Below are 17250 nucleotides of genomic sequence, written 5' to 3' on the forward strand. Positions count from 1 at the left end.
CTTAGTAAACCAGTACGGCGCGACGGTTTTTGGCGTAAGCCGCTTCGTCATGACCCAGTACTGCAGGTTTTTCTTTACCGTAAGAAACGATGGAGATCTGGTCAGCAGAAACGCCTTTACCCTGCAGGTACATCTTAACGGCGTTCGCACGACGCTCACCCAGGGAGATGTTGTACTCAGGAGTACCACGTTCGTCCGCATGACCTTCTACGGTGACTTTGTAAGACGGGTTGCTACGCAGGAAGTTAGCGTGAGCATCCAGCATTGCAGCGAAGTCAGAACGGATATCGTACTTGTCCAGATCGAAGTAAACGATGTTGTTCTGCTGCAGCTGTTGCATCTGAAGACGCGCTTGCTCTTCAGAAGACATGTTGCCGCTGCCGTTTGCATCCATACCAGTGCCGGCACCCAGCATGCCTTCGCTGCCGTCATTGCTGGCGTTCTTGTTAGAAGAACACGCTGCAATAGCCATAACAGGCAGAGCAATCATCAGCCCTTTCAGCACTTTGTTCAGTTGCATTTCAATGATTCCTTTATTAATCAATTATTTATTATCACAGATACGGCGACCAGGCAGGGAATTTAACCTGACCATCAGTTGCCGGAAGACGCGCTTTGAAACGCCCATCTGTAGAAACCAAATTCAGCACGGATCCCATCCCCTGAGAAGAGCTGTAGATTACCATAGTGCCGTTAGGTGCCAGACTTGGCGTTTCATCCAGGAACGTTGACGACAGGACTTGTACGCCACCCGCTACCAGATCTTGTTTGGCAATGTGCTGCTGACCATTGGCTGAGCTTACCATTACCATAAACTTACCGTCGCTGCTCACATCCGCATCCTGGTTTTGCGAACCTTCCCAGGTAATACGCTGCGGAGCACCGCCGTTGACGTTAACTTTATATACCTGCGGACGACCGGCCTGGTCAGAGGTAAAGGCCAGGTTTTGGCTGTCCGGGAACCAGGTAGGTTCCGTGTTGTTGCTGCGACCATCCGTCACCTGACGGATCTGACCGGAACCAATGTCCATGACATACAGGTTCAGGCTACCGGTTTTAGACAGGGCAAACGCCAGTTTGCTGCCATCCGGAGAAAACGCAGGTGCACCGTTGTGACGTGGGAACGACGCTACCTGACGAACCGCGCCATTAGACAACGTCTGAATAACCAGCGCAGAACGACCGCTTTCGAAAGTGACGTATGCCAGCTTTGAACCGTCCGGAGACCATGCCGGAGACATCAGCGGCTGCGGAGAACGGTGTACCACGAACTGGTTGTAGCCATCGTAGTCGGATACACGTAATTCGTACGGGAACTGGCCGCCGTTCGTCTGAACAACATAAGCGATACGGGTACGGAATGCACCTTTAATACCGGTCAGTTTTTCAAACACTTCGTCACTTGCAGTATGGCCCGCGTAACGCAACCACTGCTTGTTCACTTTATAGGTGTTCTGTGCCAGTACGGTACCCGGTGCGCCACCGGTATCTACCAGTTGATAAGCAACGCTGTAGGAACCATCCGGATTTGGCGTAACCTGACCTACTACCACGGCATCAATACCCAGCGCAGACCATGCGGCAGGTTGAACTTCCTGTGCGGTACCCGGCTGCTGCGGCAGACGAGAACGGTCTAACGGATTAAATTTACCGCTGTTACGCAGGTCAGCGCCTACGATACCACCGATATCTTCAGGTGCAGCACCCGGCCCTGCCCACTGGAAGGGGACAACACCAATCGGGCGTGCCGAGTCCACCCCCTGGGTGATCTCGATACGTACTTCTGCGTGCAGCACCGCTGCCCACAGCATCAGAAAACCAAATGCTACTCGTAATGCCTGCTTCATCATATCTCCCTTATCTGGACGGAAAGCCCACGATAATTTAGCAGAATGTTAACAAACTCAAATACACAAAACTACCAGAACGCTGTCTCAACCTTAGACCGTTTTCTTCCGAAGACTCGGGAAAACCCGGCTTAAGGTTTAAAATCCAGAGGCGCGTTTTTAAAGACTTCATATACCGCCTGGCTCGGTGGCTTAGGAATCTTAGCTTGTCGGGCTGCGGCAAGCGCAGCCTGACAAAGCGCAGGATCGCCGCCTTCAGACTGAATATCCAGCAGCATACCGTCGGGAGCGAGTTTTACACGCAACGTACAGGTTTTCCCTGCATAGGATGATGAGTCGTAAAACTTACTCTCTATAGCCGTTTTAATCTGCCCAGCGTAATTACTGATATCCGCGCCTGATGCTCCATTATTTTTAGTATTACCACTCCCCGCAGGAGAATTATTACTTCCTTTCGCTCCACCACCTGATTTCGGTGCATTCTTACCGGAGCTTAAGTCGCCTAACAAGTCGTCAACGCCAGAGGCTGCAGCTGCTTTTTCGGCCGCAGCCTTTTTCGCAGCCGCCGCTTTATCTGCCGCAGCTTTCTTATCGGCAGCGGCTTTCTCGGCTGCAGCTTTTTTGTCTGCTGCTGCTTTTTCCGCTGCGGCTTTCTTATCAGCCGCAGCCTTTTCAGCAGCGGCAGCTTTCGCGGCAGCGGCTTTTTCTGCTTTCTCTGCAGCAGCTTTCTCGGCTGCTGCTTGCTTAGCGGCTTCAGCCTGAGCTTTCTTCGCAGCGTCTGCGGCAGCCTTAGCAGCTTGTGCTTCGGCAATTTTCTTCGCATCAGCGGCGGCTTTAGCGGCTTCAGCCTCTGCTTTTTTCTGTGCGTCCGCAGCGGCATTCTTCGCGGCATCTGCCGCTTGTTTCGCCTGAGCATCAGCTTTGGCCTTCGCGTCTGCAGCAGCCTTCGCCGCAGCTTCTTCAGCCTGTTTCTGTTGCTCTTGCGCTTTCGCGGCGGCGGCTTCGGCCTGTTTCTGCTGTTCCGCCTGTTCGCGCACTTTTTCTTGCGCGGCTAAACGTTCTTTTTCAAGTTGCTTCAGTCGCTCTTGCTCGGCCGCCTGCTTCTCGCGAAGTTCCTCAGCTTGCTGCTGCGCCTGTTTTTCACGCTGCTCTTCTGCACGTTTAGCACTTGCCTGCTGTTGCTGCTGCCTGTCGTACTGTTGCACAACGGCGCCAGGATCGACCATAACGGCGTCGATGGACGAACCACCACCGCCGCCGGCTGAAGCATCAATGTGCTCATCGAACGAACTCCAGATCAGCGCTGCAAATAAAATGACATGCAGCACCGCTGAAATAATTATCGCCCTTTTGAGCTTGTCGTTTTGTTCGGTTGCCTTTGACACTCTCGGTTCCCAAAAAACTGTTCGCCTGTTACGCGCTATCTTTCAAGCCAGCAAAACGCAGTCATCAGATTGGCTGCGTCATCAAGCCAACCGATTTTACGCCTGCACTGTGTAACAAGTTCAGCGCTTTAATTATTTCATCATAAGGCACGTCTTTCGCACCACCGATTAAAAAGACCGTTTTCGGATTGGTCTGCAGGCGACTTTTCGCTTCCGCGATAACCTGCTCCGGCGGCAGTTGATCCATACGATCTTTCTCAACGACCACGCTGTATTGCCCTATCCCGGAAACTTCAATAATGACCGGCGGTTCGTCGTTACTACTGACAGCTTGCGATTCGGTCGCATCCGGCAGGTCGACTTCCACACTCTGCGTAATAATCGGCGCGGTTGCCATAAAGATCAGCAACAGCACCAGTAGTACGTCGAGCAGCGGTACAATATTGATTTCGGACTTGAGTTCGCGACGACCTCGTCCACGCGTTCTGGCCATGGCTTACCCCTTGTTGCTCTCGCTAACGGTAAACGCCTGGCGGTGCAGAATCGCGGTGAACTCTTCCATAAAGTTGTCGTAATTCAGTTCCAGCTTGTTCACGCGCTGATTCAGTCGGTTGTAAGCCATAACCGCCGGGATTGCCGCAAACAGACCGATAGCCGTTGCAATCAACGCTTCCGCGATACCCGGTGCGACCATTTGCAGCGTTGCCTGTTTTACCGCGCCTAACGCGATAAATGCGTGCATGATCCCCCAAACGGTACCGAACAGACCGATATACGGGCTGATAGAGCCGACGGTGCCGAGGAATGGAATATGCGTTTCCAGCGTTTCCAGTTCACGGTTCATCGAGATACGCATCGCACGGGATGCCCCCTCAACGACCGCTTCCGGCGCATGACTATTCGCCCGATGCAGACGCGCAAACTCTTTGAATCCGCTGTAGAAAATTTGTTCCGAGCCCACCAGGTTATCACGACGCCCCTGGCTTTCCTGATACAGGCGCGACAATTCAATGCCGGACCAGAACTTGTCTTCAAATGCTTCGGCTTCACGTGAAGCCGCATTAAGAATACGGGTCCGCTGGATAATAATGGCCCAGGATGCGATTGAGAAACCAATCAAAATCAACATGATAAGTTTAACCAGAAGGCTTGCCTTCAGGAACAAATCAAGGATATTCATGTCAGTCACTGCTTAAACTCCGCGACAATAGACTTGGGAAGCGCACGAGGCTTCATTTTGAGTGGATCAACGCAAACAATCAGAACTTCGGCTTCATTCAGCACGGTGTTCTCTGCGTTGACAATGCGTTGCGTGAAAACCAATGAGGTGCCACGCATTGACGTAATTTCGGTTTGGACTTCGAGCATATCGTCGAGCCGGGCAGGCGCAAAATACTCCAGCGTCATCTTGCGCACCACAAAGGCTACACGTTCGGCCAACAGGACCTGCTGACTGAAGTGATGATGACGCAGCATTTCTGTGCGTGCTCTTTCGTAAAAAGCGACGTAGCTGGCGTGGTAAACCACCCCTCCGGCATCGGTGTCTTCATAGTAGACACGAACCGGCCATCGAAACATATACTTGTTCATTCTTACTGCCTCTTTGTTGGCTTCGCCCACTCACACCGGTCGCTTAACTTTGTAAGCGCCTGGTGACTCGCGTTCTTGCCGCCGCGATGCTTCAAGAATGTCGTTGTATATCGCGCTGTATTCACTTTACATCCCGGTAATGCAATTAAGTTGCGTCCTGATGGTCCAGTGTCGCCACCGCACACAACTCCAGGGCACAACCTTAGGTTAATGCTTTCAAACTTCGCTACTATACGCGCGGGAATGGTGGTTTGGAATGGGGGAAAGTAAACGGAGAGTAAAAATTTATGGGCTTATGCAAGCCCATAAATATTTAAGGATGTTTCTTATTCAAAAGAAGAAGAAAATCAGACCAACAACCAGGACGATATCTGCGATTAGCGGGCAGAAAATGCCCTGCCAGTGTACGGCGCGAGGACGAAAACCAACGCCGTGAATGATGCCTGCGCAGACCGCCCACATCAGCAGGAGACCATGCCAGATTTCCAGCTCACTGGTTTTGGCCGCGAAACGTGACGGATCCCAGAATATGCAGCCAGCCAACACGATTGCCAGCACAAAGGAAAGCGCCCGCAAGGGGCGCTTATCCATCGCGTTATACTGTATCGCGATAATGTTGGTCATCAGCTATCTTCTTGTCCGGCTTTGCCTGATTCAACGTGCTCAAGCGCCAGCGCTGTGATTATCCCAAATGCACAGGCAAGAAGCGTTCCCAAAATCCATGCGAAATACCACATTTTAAGCTCCTTACTTAGTACAGAGAGTGGGTGTTGCTTTCAATATCTTCTTTGGTGATGCGACCGAACATCTTCCAGTAACACCAGCCGGTGTACAGCAGAATGATCGGAACGAACACACAAGCTACATACGTCATCAGATTCAGCGTCAGCTGGCTGGACGTTGCATCCCACATGGTCAGACTTGCGTTCATCATGGTGCTGGATGGCATCACAAACGGGAACATTGCGATACCAGCCGTCAGGATGATGCAGGCTAACGTCAGTGAAGAGAAGACGAACGCCCATGCCCCTTTCTCCATACGAGAAGTCAGGATGGTCAACAGCGGCAGAACCACGCCCAGTGCAGGAACCAGCCACAGGATAGGTGCATTGTTAAAGTTCACCATCCATGCGCCAGCCACGCGAGCCACTTCTTTGGTCAGCGGGTTAGAGGCGGCATGATGATCCAGTGCTGAGGTCACAACATAACCGTCAATACCGTAAATCACCCACACACCAGCCAGCGCGAAGCAGACCATAGTGACCAGTGCCGCAACCTGCGACGTTGTACGCGCACGCAGATGCAGTTCACCTACCGTACGCATCTGCAGATAGGTCGCGCCCTGGGTGATGATCATCCCAACACTCACGACACCCGCCAGCAGACCAAACGGATTCAGCAACTGGAAGAAGTTACCGGTGTAGTACAAACGCATGTAGTCGTCTACGTGGAACGGAACCCCTTGCAGCAGGTTGCCGAACGCCACGCCAATAACCAGCGGTGGAACGAAGCTACCAATGAAGATGCCCCAGTCCCACATGTTGCGCCAGCGCATGTCTTCAATCTTGGAGCGGTAATCAAAACCGACCGGACGGAAGAACAAAGACGCCAGTACCAGGATCATCGCCACATAGAAACCGGAGAACGCAGCGGCATACACCATCGGCCAGGCAGCGAACAGTGCGCCACCCGCGGTGATGAGCCAAACCTGGTTACCGTCCCAGTGCGGGGCGATGGAGTTAATCATAATTCGACGCTCGGTATCATTACGACCGAGGAAACGGGTGAGCATGCCCACCCCCATGTCGAAGCCATCAGTGACCGCGAAACCAATCAGCAGAATGCCAACCAGCAGCCACCAGATAAAACGCAATACTTCATAATCGATCATTTGACGACTCCTGTCTTAGCGTGCCGGCTGAGAAGTCACAGTGGACTGCTCGTAGTGATAACGACCGGTTTTCAGGCTACTCGGCCCAAGGCGTGCGAACTTGAACATCAGATACAGTTCAGCCACCAGGAACAGGGTATACAGGCCGCAAATCAACAGCATCGAGAAGATGAGGTCGCCAGCGGTCAGCGAAGAGTTCGCTACGGCTGTTGGTAACACTTCACCAATCGCCCACGGTTGGCGGCCGTACTCTGCAACAAACCAACCGGATTCAATGGCAATCCACGGCAGAGGAATCGCATACAGCGCGGTGCGCAGCAGCCATTTTTTCTCACCGATACGGTTACGAATCACGGTCCAGAAGGACACTGCGATGATTGCCAGCATCAGAATGCCGCACGCCACCATAATACGGAAAGCGAAGTACAGCGGCGCAACGCGAGGAATAGAATCTTTCGTTGCCTGCTGAATTTGCGCTTCGGTCGCGTCGGTGACGTTATCCGTATAGCGTTTCAGCAGCAGACCATAACCCAGGTCTTTCTTCATGCTGTTGAACTGGTCGCGAACGGCCTGATCGGTAGTACCCGCACGCAGTTCTTCCAGCAGTTGATACGCTTTCATCCCGTTACGGATGCGCTCTTCGTGCTGCACCATCAGGTCTTTCAGACCAATGACCGGTGTATCAACAGAGCGGGTGGCAATGATGCCCAGCGCATAAGGAATTTGAATCGCAAAATGGTTTTCCTGCGCATCCTGGTCCGGAATACCGAACAGGGTAAAGGAAGCCGGTGCAGGCTGCGTTTCCCATTCTGCTTCAATAGCAGCGAGTTTGGTTTTCTGCACGTCGCCCATTTCGTAACCGGATTCATCACCCAGAACGATAACAGACAGAATAGCAGCCATACCAAAGCTGGCGGCGATTGCAAAAGAACGTTTAGCAAACGCGAAGTCACGACCGCGCAGCATATAGTAGGAGCTGATCCCCAGAACGAACATCGCGCCACAAACATAACCAGATGCCACAGTGTGAACAAATTTCACCTGTGCTACCGGGTTGAGCACCAGTTCAGAGAAGCTCAGCATCTCCATGCGCATGGTTTCAAAGTTGAAATCCGCGGCGATTGGGTTTTGCATCCAGCCGTTCGCAACCAGAATCCACAGTGCGGACAGGTTAGAACCCAGGGCCACCAGCCAGGTGACGCACATATGCTGGACTTTACCCAAACGGTCCCAGCCGAAGAAGAACAGACCTACAAAGGTGGATTCGAGGAAGAAGGCCATCAAACCTTCGATCGCCAGCGGCGCACCGAAAATATCCCCTACATAGTGGGAGTAGTAAGACCAGTTAGTCCCGAACTGGAACTCCATGGTCAGACCGGTTGCCACACCCAGAGCGAAGTTGATACCAAACAACTTGCCCCAGAACTTGGTCATATCTTTATAAATCTGTTTGCCGGAAAGGACGTAGACCGTTTCCATAATGGCCAGCAAGAACGCCATACCTAGCGTCAGTGGCACAAACAGGAAGTGGTACATCGCGGTCAAGGCAAACTGTAAGCGCGACAGTTCGACTATATCTAACATCATGACTCCTTGCTCATCGCATGAAGACTCCGAGAGTGAACCCCGTTAGAAAGGGTCACACGCATGCCCCAATACAAATTTATCTGCTTCCCTCCGCCGCTGCTCTTTCTTCTCAATTGAAGAAAGGACAATGATGAAAGGTTACAAACATGTTAATAAAACACTCAAATTGATCCCGCAATTATATTACGCCGTAAAATCCTTACAATAAACAGGTTTTTATCGAGGTAAATTTGCATTTTTCGATAGTGATCAATTTATAGCTAATTTATCACTTTCAGACCAATTTGATCTGCAGCAATTTAACCTCTTTTGAGGCTGTTTACCAAGTTTTAAACATTGATTTAAATCAATTTTCAAATTTAATGTTAATAGTGTTTAACAGTCAGGCGACTAGTGAACGCCATGTTAACGGTATGTTTTTCAATGAGTAATTGCCGTTACTACAAATGATAGGATATTTATTTAAATCTACACGATCTTTTAACCCGCCCGATTGACAGAATTGCCAGCAGATAAAGAGTCACTATTGCTGGGTAGCTCACAGTTTTTTGTTTAGCAAGTCATGGAATTGTTATTTCATACAAATTATTCATTTAAATTTTACTTATAATTAACACCAAGATGTAACTATCTCAAATGGAAGCGAAAGCGTCCCTCATTGACAGACGCATTGGGTTTGACGTCCTCAGCACAGCGCAGGCGTTTCGCTTAAAGCATCACTGAAAGTTATCACTCACTTCTCTTTTTCTCTTATGTGGCAACGTTTAAATATGCCACAAACAATTCATTATCATTTTTATCTTAAATTTAACAAAATATAATTATGTCATATAAGATTAAAAAATAAAAAACCGTTATCCCGTTCACAAGTTATTTAGTAAAGGTAATTTTTTAAATTATAAAAAATGACGCATAAATGAGGCGCACAACAAAATAAGATTTCGATCACAAACATGGCAAGTCATTTATTCGTCATTTTCCTGGTAAATTAAAAAAAGCCGCAAAAACAACATTCAACAACCTGATAAACAAGGGTTTTTACAAATAAAAAATATAACAATCATTTTGCGCAGGATATTTTGAAAATAGATCAATTGCTTCCTTTTCCGCTTACACAGAAACTCCGACCCTATTAAGAGGTTGTCACAAGCCATGTTCTAAATATTAGAAAATAATTTTCACTTATTGACCATCAGCCCTACAGAGGATTACCCATGAAGAAATCTACACTTGTTATTGGCGTCATCGGTGCTGACTGCCATGCAGTAGGTAATAAAGTTCTGGATCGCGTTTTTACTGCTCATGATTTTCACGTAATCAACCTCGGGGTGATGGTGAGCCAGGATGAATATATTGATGCCGCGATTGAAACAGGCGCCGATGCCATCGTGGTGTCCTCTATCTACGGTCATGGCGACATTGACTGCCTCGGGTTACGTGAGCGCTGCATCGAACGCGGCCTCGGCGACATTCTGCTGTACGTCGGTGGCAACCTGGTAGTTGGTAAACATGACTTCGGCGATGTGGAAGTGAAGTTTAAGGAGATGGGTTTTAACCGCGTCTTCGCACCGAGCCACGACCTGGAAGATGTCTGCGCGCTTATCACCAATGATATTCGCCAACACAATGGCCTCGAGCAGCGTTGCCTGGAAGAGGCTATCTGATGCAAACAGTTTCTGTCGATATCGGCTCGACATGGACCAAGGCTGCCCTCTTCGCCCATGAAGGCGAGGAATTAACCCTGGTAAACCATGTCCTGACCCCAACCACCACACATCATCTGGCAGACGGTTTTTTTGCCAGCCTGAATCAGGTGCTGAACGTTGCCGATGCTCGCCCGTTACTGAAAAGTGGTGAAGTGCAGTTGAAATACTCCTCCTCGGCCAAGGGTGGACTCGCCGTTGCAGCAATGGGGCTGGTGCCTTCCATTACGCTGGAATCAGCAAAAGTTACAGCCCATTCGGCAGGAGCGAAAATCGCGCAATATTATTCGTACAAACTGAACCGGCATGACATCCAGGAGCTGGAATCATCACCGCCAGACATTCTGTTGTTTACCGGCGGTACAGACGGTGGCGAAGAAAGCTACGGCCTGGCGAATGCGCATGCGCTGGCAGGCTCAACGCTTGATTGCGCCATTATCTACGCCGGAAACCGGGACATTCAGGACGAAATACAAACGATTCTGGGACATAAAGATCTGACCACGGTAGACAACATTCTGCCTGACCTCGATCACCCGAATCCGTTTGCCGCGCGCCAGGCGATTTGCGATGTGTTCTTGTCACGCATTGTCAAAGGTAAAGGTCTGGACGTCATCGTCGGCGAAACCGGCGAAGAGCCAATGCCGACGCCATGGACGGTATATGAGTTAGTCAAAGCCATTAGCGATTACGACAGCGCATGGAAGGAATTCATGCTGATTGATATGGGCGGAGCCACCACGGATGTCTATTCGGCCAGCGCGAATACCCTCTCCCCCGATACCGTCCTGCATGGTGTTCCTGAACCGTTCGTCAAACGTACCGTTGAAGGCGACCTGGGAATGCGCGTTTCCGCCGTCGTGGTGGGAGAAAGCACGCAGGATATGGTGAAAGTCATCTTCGCCCAACAACCGCAGCGCGAGGAAGCGTTTTACCGCTACCTGCGTCATCTGGTTGGGCAACCGGATTACCTGCCGCTCAGCGAGGAGGAGAAGTATTTCGACACCCTGCTGGCAGGTTTGTGCGTGGGCTATGCCGCTGAGCGCCACGCGGGCACTAAAAAGCAGGTTTGCACCTGCGTGGGTAACGTGGATTTACAGATGGGTCGCGATCTCACCACCGTACGCAAAGTCGTCGGTTCAGGGGGATGGCTCTCTCGCGCCAGCCAGTTCGATATCCATAACTGGCTCAAATACCGGGAGCTGGACGACCAGGGTAAAAGAATTTTGTTACCGAATCAGTTTGAGTATTACCGCGATTCAAATGGCCTGCTCCCGCTACTGGCAAACGTCGCCAGGCTGTACCCGCAAGCCGCTGCTCGCACCAGCATTCAGTGTTTAACCCTATAAAACTTAAGGCAGCTACGAATGGAACTTCGAAATAAAAAATTGACCCATGACGAATTCATGACCGAAAGGCATCAGGTATTACAAACCTGGGAAACCGGCAAAGACGTTGAGAACTTCGAAGATGGCGTGAAGTACCAGCAATCAATTCCGGATAAAAAGCGCTTCTCCCTTGCTCTGCTGAAGGCCGATCAGGAAGGGAAAACCCTGAGCCAGCCGCGCGCAGGCGTAGCATTAATGGATGAGCATATTGCGCTGCTCAAAACATTGCAGGAAGAGTGCGACCTCCTGCCGAGTACGATCGATGCCTATACCCGTCTGAACCGCTATGAAGAAGCCGCCGTCGGGATCCAGAAATCTATCGAAGCAGGTACTTCTAAACTGAATGGTTTACCGGTCGTCAATCACGGGGTTGCTGCCTGCCGTCGTATGACTGAAGCGCTGGAAAAACCGATCCAGGTTCGTCACGGCACGCCGGATGCGCGCCTGCTGGCAGAAATCGCCATGGCCAGTGGCTTTACCAGCTACGAAGGCGGCGGCATCTCCTACAACATTCCTTACGCTAAACGTGTCACTCTGGAAAAATCCATCCGCGACTGGCAGTACTGCGACCGCCTGATGGGCCTGTACGAAGAGAACGGTATTCGTATCAACCGTGAACCATTTGGCCCACTGACCGGCACCCTGATCCCGCCATTTATGTCCCACTCGGTGGCGATTATCGAAGGTCTTTTGGCTCTGGAACAAGGCGTGAAGTCAATTACCGTTGGCTACGGCCAGGTCGGTAGCCTAACGCAGGATATTGCAGCGATTCAGGCGCTGCGCGAACTTTCCCACGAATATTTCCATAACCACGGCTTCGACGATTACGAACTGAGTACCGTTTTCCACCAGTGGATGGGCGGATTCCCGGAAGATGAAGCAAAAGCCTTCTCCGTTATCGCCTGGGGCGCAGCGGTTGCCGGTATGTCAGGTGCCACCAAAGTGATCACCAAAAGCCCGCACGAAGCGTTCGGTATCCCAACGGCGGCAGCGAACGCCCAGGGTCTGAAAGCTTCACGCCAGATGCTCAACATGGTCAGCGACCAGAAATTCCCGCAGTGCGCTGCCGTGGAGCAGGAAGTTGATCTGATTAAGAGCGAAGTCCGCGCGGTGCTGAAGAAAGTCTTCGAACTGGGCAATGGCGACATTGCGCGCGGTACGGTGCTGGCCTTTGAAGCAGGCGTACTGGATGTACCTTTCGCGCCTGCCGCCTGTAACGCCGGTAAGATCCTGCCTGTTCGCGATAACACAGGCGCCATCCGTATTCTCGAAGCCGGTGCCGTTCCGCTGCCGAAAGACATTCTCGCCCTGCACCACGACTACGTCGCAGAGCGCGCGCATTTCGAAGGCCGCAAGCCTTCTTTCCAGATGGTCATTGATGACATCAACGCCGTATCCCACAGTAAATTAATAGGAAGACCATAATGAAAATTAAACAGGCCCTTTTCACAGCTGGCTACTCCTCATTTTATTTTGACGATCAGCAGGCCATCAAAAACGGCGCCGGTCATGACGGGTTTATCTATACCGGCGCTCCGGTAACGCCTGGATTTACGTCTGTTCGTCAGGCGGGTGAATGCGTATCCGTACAGCTGATTCTGGAAAACGGCGCGGTAGCGGTGGGCGATTGTGCAGCGGTGCAATATTCAGGTGCAGGTGGACGCGATCCGCTGTTCCTGGCTGAAAACTTCATTCCGTTCCTTAACGATCACATCAAACCGCTGCTGGAAGGCCGTGACGTTGATTCGTTCCTGACCAACGCCCGTTTCTTTGACGAACTGCGTATTGACGGCCATCTACTGCATACCGCCGTACGTTATGGTCTGTCTCAGGCGCTGCTCGACGCGGCGGCACTGGCTACCGGTCGTCTGAAAGCAGAAGTGGTTTGTGATGAATGGCAACTGCCGTGCGTCCCGGAAGCCATTCCATTATTTGGCCAGAGCGGCGACGACCGTTATATCGCCGTCGACAAGATGATCCTCAAAGGTGTGGACGTCCTGCCGCATGCGCTGATCAATAACGTAGAAGAGAAGCTGGGCTTCAAAGGCGAAAAACTGCGTGAGTACGTCCGCTGGTTGTCTAACCGCATCCTGAGCCTGCGCACCAACGAAACCTATCACCCGACGCTGCATATTGATGTCTACGGCACCATCGGTCTGATCTTCGATATGGATCCGGTGCGTTGCGCCGAATATATCGCCAGCCTGGAAGCCGAAGCTCAAGGCCTGCCACTGTACATTGAAGGCCCGGTAGATGCCGGTAACAAGCCGGATCAGATCCGCATGCTCACCGAGATCACTCAGGAGCTTACCCGTCTGGGTTCCGGCGTGAAAATTGTTGCGGATGAATGGTGTAACACCTATCAGGATATCGTGGACTTCACCGACGCGGGCAGTTGCCACATGGTGCAGATCAAGACCCCGGATCTGGGCGGTATTCACAACATCGTCGATGCGGTGCTGTATTGCAACAAACACGGAATGGAAGCCTATCAGGGTGGTACCTGTAACGAAACGGAAATCAGTGCGCGTACCTGCGTACACGTCGCGCTGGCTGCGCGTCCAATGCGCATGCTGATCAAGCCGGGTATGGGTTTCGATGAAGGTCTCAACATCGTGTTTAACGAAATGAACCGCACCATCGCGCTGTTGCAAACTAAGGATTAAGAGATGGCACGCACATTTAAGATCTTATCGCCTACGGCTATCCTGGGTTATGGCTTCCCGGAAGAAAGTTTTCGTAAAGCCATGGAAGAGTCACCGGATCTTATTGCTGTTGACGCAGGTTCCTCCGATCCAGGCCCCCACTATCTGGGGGCGGGTAAACCCTTTACCGACCGGGCCGGTGTGAAACGCGATCTGCGCTATATGATCGTGGCAGGCGTGAAGAACAACATCCCGGTAGTGATCGGCACGGCCGGTGGTTCTGGCGCAGCTCCGCATCTGGAGTGGTGTCGCCAGATAATCCATGAGATCGCACAGGAAGAAAAACTGTCCTTCTCAATGGCGTTAATCCCGTCTGATGTCGACAAAGAAATCGTTCATCAGGCGCTGGATAACGGCAAAATCACCGCGCTCGATTTTGTGCCTGAACTGACTCACGATGCAATTGAAGAGAGCACCTACATTGTCGCGCAGATGGGCGTCGAGCCTTTTCAGCGTGCGCTCGAAGCTGGCGCGCAGGTGGTGCTGGGCGGACGTGCCTACGATCCGGCCTGCTTCGCCGCGCTGCCAATAATGCAGGGCTTTGATGAAGGTCTGGCACTTCATTGCGGGAAGATCCTTGAGTGTGCTGCCATTGCCGCCACCCCTGGCTCCGGCTCAGATTGTGCGATGGGGATCATTGATGACAACGGCTTTACGCTGAAGGCGTTCAATCCCAAGCGTAAGTTCACTGAAACTTCCGCTGCGGCGCACACCCTGTATGAGAAGTCCGATCCGTACTTCCTGCCAGGACCAGGCGGCGTGCTGAACCTGAAAGCGTGCACCTTTACCCAGGTTAACGAGGGCGAAGTGTATGTCAGTGGTTCACGTCATGAAGAAACACCGTATGCGTTGAAACTGGAAGGCGCGCGTCAGGTTGGCTTCCGTTGCCTGACCATCGCCGGAACGCGCGACCCAATTATGATTGCCGGGATTGACACCATTCTCGAAGAGGTACAAGCAAGTGTGGCGCGTAACCTCTCACTGAATGACGACAGTATCCGCATGACGTTCCACCTGTATGGTAAGAACGGTGTGATGGGCAACCATGAACCGATGAAAACCGCCGGTCATGAGCTGGGGATTTTACTGGATGTCGTTGCGCCGACGCAGGATATCGCCAACAGCGTTTGCTCGCTGGTACGCTCTACCCTGCTGCACTACGGCTATGAAAATCGCATTGCGACTGCGGGCAACCTCGCCTTCCCGTTCTCGCCATCTGATATTCAAAGTGGACCGGTGTATGAGTTCTCGATCTATCACCTGATTGAAGCGAGCGATGCGCTGCGATTTGATTTCCACATTGAACAGGTGACGCCAGAAGGAGTTCAGGCATGAAACACTCAATTTGTTCACTGGCGCAGGTTATTCGCTCCAAAAACGCCGGACCGTACGAACTGGTTTTAGATATTTTATTTAAAACCAGGGAAGACTATCAGCGGGTAAAAGCCTGCGAGCAATTAACACCGCAGCTCATTGCCAGTTTATATAATGTTGAACCTGACTTCATTCACAATATCGTGTGGTTCGATCCGGCGAATGCCGTAAAAATCGTCATGCCGCGCGATATTATTTCCGGCAACGTCGGTGATAATGATGTTTATGGTGCTCAGCAACACGCTCCATTATTAAGTATTGAGTTCGACTTGTAACAAAAAACACAATAACAACCATTGGAGCACAGAATTCAGCGGTATCACAGTGCTTCGAATTATTCATGCGGTTGGTCACAACAGGCGTGCGTCTGAGCTGCAGTCCAGGCTCAGGCGCACGCCACCCTACACAATTCCAATTACCAGCCTTTATCCGATGGAGTACACATGAAGAAAATAAGTTTAACGAAGATGATCATATTAGGCCTGATACTCGGCATGATTGCCGGGGTGGCCATAAATAATATGGCCGCGGCTGAAACCGCAAAATCCTATGCAGCAGATATTTCTATTTTTACCACCATATTCTTACGCATGGTAAAAATGATTATCGCGCCATTGGTTATTTCAACTCTGGTTGTTGGTATTGCCAAAATGGGCGATGCCAAAACGCTGGGACGTATATTTTCGAAAACCTTCTTCCTGTTTATTTGCGCCTCTCTGGTGTCAATTGCACTGGGTCTGGTTATCGTTAACATCTTCCAGCCAGGCGCGGGGATCAACTTCGTGCCACATGACGTCGGGGCCGTTGCCGCCGTTAAGTCAGAGCCATTCACGCTGAAAGTGTTCATCTCGCACGCGGTACCGACCAGTATTGTCGATGCGATGGCGCGTAACGAAATTCTGCAGATCGTGGTGTTCTCAATTTTCCTCGGTTGCAGCCTGGCCGCGATTGGTGAAAAAGCCGAGCCTATCGTGAAGGTTCTGGATTCACTGGTACACGTGATGCTGAAGCTGACGGGCTACGTCATGCTATTTGCACCATTGACCGTTTTTGCCGCTATTTCTGGTCTGATTGCCGAACGTGGTCTGGGTGTAATGGTCAGTGCCGGGATCTTCATGGGTGAATTCTATCTGACCCTGGGTATGCTGTGGGCAATCCTGATTGGCCTGTCAACCATGATAGTCGGGCCTTGCATCGCGCGTTTGACCAAATCAATCCTCGAGCCTGCACTGCTGGCCTTTACTACCTCCAGCTCAGAAGCCGCCTTCCCTGGCACCCTGGACAAGCTGGAAAAATTCGGCGTTTCTTCAAAAATCGCCAGCTTCGTTCTGCCTATCGGTTACTCCTTTAACCTGGTCGGCTCCATGGCGTACTGCTCATTTGCCACCGTCTTTATTGCTCAGGCGTGCAACATTGAGCTGAGCATGGGCGAGCAAATTACCATGCTGTTAATCCTGATGCTGACCTCTAAAGGGATGGCGGGCGTACCGCGTGCATCAATGGTGGTTATCGCCGCAACCCTGAACCAGTTCAACATTCCTGAAGCTGGTCTGATCCTGTTGATGGGCGTCGATCCGTTCCTCGATATGGGTCGTTCTGCTACCAACGTCATGAGTAACGCAATGGGTGCTGCCATTGTAGGTCGCTGGGAAGGTGAACACTTCGGCCAGGGTTGTCGTGGCACTGCACCAGTGAAGACCCCGGAACAAGAACGTCCGGTTACCGAAACAGAAGTCGCGTTGTCCTGATACCACGTTATTGCCGGATGAAGCTTGCGTTT

General features: G+C 51.4%; 17 protein-coding genes. 7 read left to right on the forward strand and 10 right to left on the reverse strand.

What is annotated here, in order from left to right:
- Nucleotide 1 precedes the first annotated feature (1 nt).
- The 10 genes from pal to cydA all read right to left on the reverse strand — a co-directional run bounded on the left by pal (nt 2) and on the right by cydA (nt 8297).
- Nucleotides 2-520, reverse strand: a complete 519-nt coding sequence (gene pal / locus HV350_RS16665) for a peptidoglycan-associated lipoprotein Pal (protein ID WP_003022983.1) — start codon at nt 518-520, stop codon at nt 2-4.
- A 34-nt stretch (nt 521-554) separates the two neighbouring features.
- Nucleotides 555-1847 (reverse strand): Tol-Pal system beta propeller repeat protein TolB, encoded by a 1293-nt coding sequence (gene tolB, locus HV350_RS16670; protein WP_003022981.1) that lies wholly within the window; start codon nt 1845-1847, stop codon nt 555-557.
- Nucleotides 1848-1978: 131 nt separating this feature from the next.
- Nucleotides 1979-3232 (reverse strand): cell envelope integrity protein TolA, encoded by a 1254-nt coding sequence (tolA, locus tag HV350_RS16675; protein WP_181628954.1) that lies wholly within the window; start codon nt 3230-3232, stop codon nt 1979-1981.
- A gap of 64 nt (nt 3233-3296) precedes the next feature.
- Nucleotides 3297-3725 (reverse strand): colicin uptake protein TolR, encoded by a 429-nt coding sequence (gene tolR / locus HV350_RS16680; RefSeq protein ID WP_003022978.1) that lies wholly within the window; start codon nt 3723-3725, stop codon nt 3297-3299.
- 3 nt (nt 3726-3728) lie between these two features.
- On the reverse strand, nt 3729-4421 hold the full coding sequence (tolQ, locus tag HV350_RS16685; RefSeq protein WP_016152312.1) for a Tol-Pal system protein TolQ: 693 nt from the start codon (nt 4419-4421) through the stop codon (nt 3729-3731).
- A complete protein-coding gene (gene ybgC, locus HV350_RS16690; RefSeq protein ID WP_003831439.1) occupies nt 4418-4822 on the reverse strand; it encodes a tol-pal system-associated acyl-CoA thioesterase in 405 nt (134 codons plus the stop codon). The genes tolQ and ybgC overlap by 4 nt, the downstream gene beginning before the upstream one ends.
- Nucleotides 4823-5152: 330 nt before the next feature.
- Nucleotides 5153-5446 carry a cyd operon protein YbgE gene (gene ybgE / locus HV350_RS16695; RefSeq protein WP_095715203.1) on the reverse strand — a complete coding sequence of 98 codons (294 nt, stop codon included), beginning with the start codon at nt 5444-5446 and terminating at the stop codon, nt 5153-5155.
- Complete coding sequence (gene cydX / locus HV350_RS16700; RefSeq protein ID WP_003022970.1) at nt 5446-5559, reverse strand: cytochrome bd-I oxidase subunit CydX; 114 nt, start codon at nt 5557-5559, stop codon at nt 5446-5448. Before cydX ends, ybgE begins: the two co-directional genes overlap by 1 nt.
- Before the next feature lie 14 nt (nt 5560-5573).
- Complete coding sequence (cydB, locus tag HV350_RS16705; protein WP_047359469.1) at nt 5574-6713, reverse strand: cytochrome d ubiquinol oxidase subunit II; 1140 nt, start codon at nt 6711-6713, stop codon at nt 5574-5576.
- A gap of 15 nt (nt 6714-6728) precedes the next feature.
- Nucleotides 6729-8297 carry a cytochrome ubiquinol oxidase subunit I gene (gene cydA / locus HV350_RS16710; RefSeq protein WP_016152309.1) on the reverse strand — a complete coding sequence of 523 codons (1569 nt, stop codon included), beginning with the start codon at nt 8295-8297 and terminating at the stop codon, nt 6729-6731.
- Between the two features lie 1217 nt (nt 8298-9514).
- Between cydA and glmS the strand changes: the two genes are divergently transcribed.
- From glmS to HV350_RS16745, 7 genes are all read left to right on the forward strand, one after another.
- Nucleotides 9515-9964, forward strand: a complete 450-nt coding sequence (gene glmS / locus HV350_RS16715; protein WP_016152308.1) for a methylaspartate mutase subunit S — start codon at nt 9515-9517, stop codon at nt 9962-9964.
- Nucleotides 9964-11352, forward strand: coding sequence for a methylaspartate mutase accessory protein GlmL (gene glmL, locus HV350_RS16720; RefSeq protein WP_016156015.1), 1389 nt, complete (start codon nt 9964-9966; stop codon nt 11350-11352). Before glmS ends, glmL begins: the two co-directional genes overlap by 1 nt.
- A gap of 18 nt (nt 11353-11370) precedes the next feature.
- Nucleotides 11371-12816: a methylaspartate mutase subunit E gene (locus tag HV350_RS16725; RefSeq protein WP_016156014.1), complete on the forward strand. Its 1446-nt coding sequence runs from the start codon at nt 11371-11373 to the stop codon at nt 12814-12816.
- On the forward strand, nt 12816-14057 hold the full coding sequence (locus HV350_RS16730) for a methylaspartate ammonia-lyase (protein WP_016152305.1): 1242 nt from the start codon (nt 12816-12818) through the stop codon (nt 14055-14057). Before HV350_RS16725 ends, HV350_RS16730 begins: the two co-directional genes overlap by 1 nt.
- A gap of 3 nt (nt 14058-14060) precedes the next feature.
- On the forward strand, nt 14061-15431 hold the full coding sequence (locus HV350_RS16735) for an acyclic terpene utilization AtuA family protein (RefSeq protein ID WP_016156013.1): 1371 nt from the start codon (nt 14061-14063) through the stop codon (nt 15429-15431).
- A complete protein-coding gene (locus HV350_RS16740) occupies nt 15428-15745 on the forward strand; it encodes a DUF4387 domain-containing protein (protein ID WP_016152303.1) in 318 nt (105 codons plus the stop codon). The genes HV350_RS16735 and HV350_RS16740 overlap by 4 nt, the downstream gene beginning before the upstream one ends.
- A gap of 168 nt (nt 15746-15913) precedes the next feature.
- Entirely contained in the window at nt 15914-17218 is a 1305-nt protein-coding gene (locus HV350_RS16745) for a dicarboxylate/amino acid:cation symporter (protein ID WP_016152302.1), read from the forward strand.
- The last annotated feature ends 32 nt before the right edge of the window (nt 17219-17250 follow it).

This window comes from Citrobacter sp. RHBSTW-01013 (assembly GCF_013781985.1).
GTDB lineage: Bacteria > Pseudomonadota > Gammaproteobacteria > Enterobacterales > Enterobacteriaceae > Citrobacter > Citrobacter braakii.